Annotated in this window: 5 protein-coding genes; 2 read left to right on the top strand and 3 right to left on the bottom strand. The window is 73.3% G+C overall.

The genetic code is table 11. The features are described from left to right. Positions 1-102: 102 nt before the first annotated feature. Positions 103-267, top strand: coding sequence for a hypothetical protein (locus tag ACZ55U_RS38820; RefSeq protein ID WP_465534312.1), 165 nt, complete (start codon positions 103-105; stop codon positions 265-267). 311 nt (positions 268-578) lie between these two features. Continuing rightward, the gene (locus tag ACZ55U_RS38815; RefSeq protein ID WP_465534310.1) at positions 579-2,024 is read left to right on the top strand and encodes a CHAP domain-containing protein; all 1,446 of its coding nucleotides are present in this window, start codon (positions 579-581) and stop codon (positions 2,022-2,024) included. A 125-nt stretch (positions 2,025-2,149) separates the two neighbouring features. On the opposite strand, the gene ACZ55U_RS38810 is transcribed toward ACZ55U_RS38815, so the two are convergent. The 3 genes from ACZ55U_RS38810 to ACZ55U_RS38800 form a co-directional block, all read right to left on the bottom strand. Continuing rightward, positions 2,150-2,566 carry a sigma factor-like helix-turn-helix DNA-binding protein gene (locus ACZ55U_RS38810; RefSeq protein WP_465534308.1) on the bottom strand — a complete coding sequence of 139 codons (417 nt, stop codon included), beginning with the start codon at positions 2,564-2,566 and terminating at the stop codon, positions 2,150-2,152. 108 nt (positions 2,567-2,674) lie between these two features. Beyond that, positions 2,675-3,451 (bottom strand): helix-turn-helix domain-containing protein, encoded by a 777-nt coding sequence (locus ACZ55U_RS38805; RefSeq protein ID WP_465534306.1) that lies wholly within the window; start codon positions 3,449-3,451, stop codon positions 2,675-2,677. Positions 3,452-3,493: 42 nt separating this feature from the next. Then, positions 3,494-3,733 carry a hypothetical protein gene (locus tag ACZ55U_RS38800; RefSeq protein ID WP_465534304.1) on the bottom strand — a complete coding sequence of 80 codons (240 nt, stop codon included), beginning with the start codon at positions 3,731-3,733 and terminating at the stop codon, positions 3,494-3,496. Positions 3,734-4,008 lie beyond the last annotated feature (275 nt).

Here is a 4,008-nt window from a genome sequence, read left to right as displayed (position 1 = left end):
CCCGGAGGACCGGGCGGCCATTCTCCTTGAGCCATCAACGGCAAACCGTCATCAGCCACACCCGGTCCTCCCGGACCGCCTCACATTCTTAGGGACACCGTCATGCTTCGCACCGTCACCGTTAAGGCCGCCGCGGTCGCCACCCTCGCCCTCGCCGCGCTGGTGCCGGCGGTCGCCGCCCAGGCCGCCCCGGCCCAGCCGGCCTCCGCCGCCATCGCCATCGCGGCCGTCGCCGCCGGTCCGGCGGACGACATGATCTGGGGCTGAGCCTCCGCCCCACGGGCACCCCGCCCCACGGACACCCCGCCGATCGGCTGCTCCTGCAGGGCAGCCGCCCGGCCGGGCCGGGCCCTCCCGCCGCGCATCGCTCGCGGCGCGCGAGGACCGCCGGCCCCCGAAACTCCCGGGCCCCCAAGGCCCTTGGGGCCGCCTCGGCGCCCCTCCACTCCCGTGGCCCTCTCGGCCCGGCCCCCTCACGGCCCTCTCGACCCGCGGCCCCTCACGCCGACGCGTGAGACGCGCGATCCGCGCCGCATCCCGCACGTTCCGACACCCACGAACAGCTCTGGAGACCTGTCATGTCCAAGACCAGCATCCGCCGTACCGCCGCGCTCACCACCGCCGCCGCCTTCCTGCCGCTCAGCCTCGCACTGGGCGCCTCCCCCGCCTCCGCGAGCGTCGGCACCTCGATCGCCGCCACCGCCCAGGCCAACCTGGGCAAGGGCGCCTGCTCGACCAACACCGCGGGCGGCAACGCCTACTACAGCAGCTGCACCGGCAACGGCGGCAGCCCGGAAGCCTGGTGCGCGGACTTCGCCAAGTGGGTCTGGGCGCAGAACGGCGTGGACGTACGCGGCCTCACCCCGGCGGCAGGCAGCTTCGGCACCTACAACGGCGGACTGCACAGCACCCCGCAGGTCGGCGACGCGGTCCTGTACAACTACAACTACAACGGCTACGCCGACCACGTGGCGATCGTGACGGCCGTCGGCAACGGCACGATCACCACCATCGGCGGCAACGAGGGCGGGGTCAGCGGCAACTGGTCCGCCACCTCCAAGGTCAGGCAGTCCGCGACCCACAGCTCCGCGATCGGCTACAGCTGGGGCGGCCAGCGCATCAGCGGCTACGTGTCGCCGATCGGCGGCACCGACGCCGGCGGCACCACGACCGCCCCCGCCCCGGCCGCGCCCAACCACGTGTACGACAACGTCCGCTTCGCCAACGGCAACTGGCAGGGCGCGGCCCTCGCCGACGCCGGCGCGGACGTGTCCCAGGTCGTCACCGCTGCCATGCCCAACGGAGACCTGCACGTCGTGACCCTGAGCAGCGGCAAGGTGTACGACAACGTCCGCTTCGCCAACGGCAACTGGCAGGGCACGGCGCTCGCCGACGGCAGCGGCTACATCACCTCGATCGCGGCCGCCGGCATGCCCAACGGCGACATGCGCCTGGAGACGGTGTCCAACGGCAACGTGTACGACAACGTCCGCTTCGCCAACGGCAGCTGGCAGGGCGCGGCGCTGGCCGACGCGGGCGGCAAGGTCGCCCAGGCCGCGCTCGCCGCGATGCCCAACGGGGACATGCACCTGGTGACCCTGAGCGCCGGCAAGGTGTACGACAACGTCCGGTTCGCCAACGGCAACTGGCAGGGCACGGCGCTCGCCGACGGCAGCGGCTACATCACCTCGATCGCCGCCGCCGGCATGCCCAACGGCGACATGCACCTGGAGACCGTCAGCGACCGCTACGTCTACGACAACATCCGCTTCTCCAACGGCAGCTGGCAGGGCGCGGCGCTGGCCGACGCCGGCGGCGCGGTGGGCCAGGCCACGGTCACCGCGCTGCCCAACGGCGACCTGCACCTCGTCACCCTGAGCAACGGTGACGTGTACGACAACGTCCGGTTCGCCAACGGCACTTGGCAGGGCACGGCGATCGCGGACGGCAGCGGCAAGGTGAACGCCATCGCCGCGACCGGGATGCCCAACGGCGACATGCACCTGAACACCCTGGCCAACTGACGCCCCCGGCGCAGCCGCCCGGTCCCCCCTGGGGGCCGGGCGGCTGCGCGCGCCCGGCCGCGCGGGCGGGTGCCGGGGCGGCCGGGTGGGCGGGCGGTCAACGTCGGGCGGTCAACTGCGGGCTTTCAGCGGCGGGCGGCGGCCAGCGAGCGGAGCTGGACGTGGACGGCGGCGGGCTCGGTGCCGGTGAGGGCGGCGACCTCGGTGGCGGACAGGTCGAGGACCAGGTGCAGCAGCAGGACGTCCTGCTGGGCGGCGCTGAGGTGGGCGATCGGGTGGAACGGGCGCGGGCCGGCCAGGGTGCGGACCCGGCGGCTGACCGCCTGCCAGGCGCAGGCCGTCGGGCTGGCGGTGGACAGGGCGTGGAGCCAGTGCCCGCCGAGTTCCACGAAGGCCTCGCGGACGGCCAGTGGCGCGTCGGCGGGCGGCAGGAGCAGCGCGGCGTAGTCGAGGTAGTGGTGCCGGTGGAGGTCGTGCAGCGCCCACAGGCCCAGGGCGGGCGCGGGGGCGGGGGCGGCCGGCTTGTGCGGTGGTGTCGGCATGGTGGTGTCCCGGGGTGGCGCGGGCGGGTGCTGCTCCGCCGCTGGGTGCTGGTCCGCGGGCGGGGGCACGGTGGGGGCGCGGGTGGCGCGCCCCGCCCGCGGACCTGGTCACACGAGCACCGACGGGTTGTCGTCGGTGCCTTCGCGGCCCGCCGCGGCGGGGTGGGCGGGCGCTTCGTCCCGTTCGGCGGCCAGGTTGGTGCGCAGGGTCATCCACAACCGGAACAGGATGTCCGTCGAGGTGCCCGCGCTGGAGGACTGCATGGCCCGCGCGAACTCGCTGTGGACCGTACGGGAGTTGACCGGTATCGGGGCCCGGGCGTTGTTCGTCCGGGCGTTGTTGGTCCGGTCCCAGGCCGCCGCCCACAGGGCGCGGCGGGCCTCCTTGACCCCGCAGACCTCCATGTAGGCGAGGAACACGGGTTTGCGCAGCGGAGCCTCCCCCTTGAGGACCAGGGCCAGGGTGCTGGAGGGCAGGCGTGCGCCCCGGTCGCGGGCCCGGCGGTCCAGTTCCCTCAGGGAGGGCCAGTCGGCCTTGCGGCGCATCTCGTGCATCGCGCGGCGCAGGTCGGCGAAGGAGTCGACCTGTTCGGGGTCGATCCGCCGGGGCGCGAGCAGCCGGCGGGTCCTCGGCGGATTCGGTACGTGGGCCCAGTAGTTGGCATGGGACCACTTGCGGCGGGCCGTCTTGAGGTCGCCGCCGCATTCGCGGACGACGGCCTCGACGACCTTCCAGCTCGGTACGGAGCGCCCGGCGGCGGCCCGTTGCAGGGTGGTGGGGTGGTAGTTGGTCCGATCGGCGAGCTGACGGTACGTCAGCTTCGCCTGTTTGCGCTGCTCGCGCAGCCATTCGGCCAGCCGGCCCAGCGCCGGCTCGGTCACCACGACCGGATTCTCTCGGCGTCCCATCGCAGGCAGGCGCTCTTCCTAGGCCCGCCCCCGTCGGAGCCTTGCGGCCAGCAGACAGCCACCGGTGGCCAGTTCGAGCGCGGCTCCGGCCGACATGCCGGTCGCCACCAGGGCGGCGGCCAGCGCGACCGTCAGGACGACCACGACCACGACGACCACCACGGCCGTCGCGCCGACCGGGCCGTCCGCCGTCGCGCAGCGGGTCCGGGTGCGGGCGCGGTCGCGGGTGCGCGGGTGCTTGCTTCGCTTCCTCGTCATCGAGGAGCCCTCCATATCACTGTTCACTCCGACTGACGGGCACTTGTGCGGTTGGCGTCGCACTGTGTGCCCGGTGGCATCACACTCTGTCAGGCGTATGGGTGAATCCCAATCGGTTCGGTGAACATCGCGCAGATTGATGCGCCGAAGTCCCGGCCCCCGCCCGCAATTTCGGGAAAGCCCTAGTAGGGCTTGGTCAGGTTCGTATGGGTGTGGGTATGTCGCGGTGGCAGGTCGGACAGTGGCCAGCCCAGGTGGCGAGGATCAACTGCAGC

This window comes from Kitasatospora sp. NPDC034533, assembly GCF_055575155.1.
This window is presented reverse-complemented; position numbering and strand designations above follow the sequence as displayed.

Coding starts and splice junctions, on each gene's coding strand:
- ACZ55U_RS38820 (WP_465534312.1), top strand. CDS start 103: ATGCTTCGCACCGTCACCGTTAAGGCCGCCGCGGTCGCCACCCTCGCC.
- ACZ55U_RS38815 (WP_465534310.1), top strand. CDS start 579: ATGTCCAAGACCAGCATCCGCCGTACCGCCGCGCTCACCACCGCCGCC.
- ACZ55U_RS38810 (WP_465534308.1), bottom strand. CDS start 2,566: ATGCCGACACCACCGCACAAGCCGGCCGCCCCCGCCCCCGCGCCCGCC.
- ACZ55U_RS38800 (WP_465534304.1), bottom strand. CDS start 3,733: ATGACGAGGAAGCGAAGCAAGCACCCGCGCACCCGCGACCGCGCCCGC.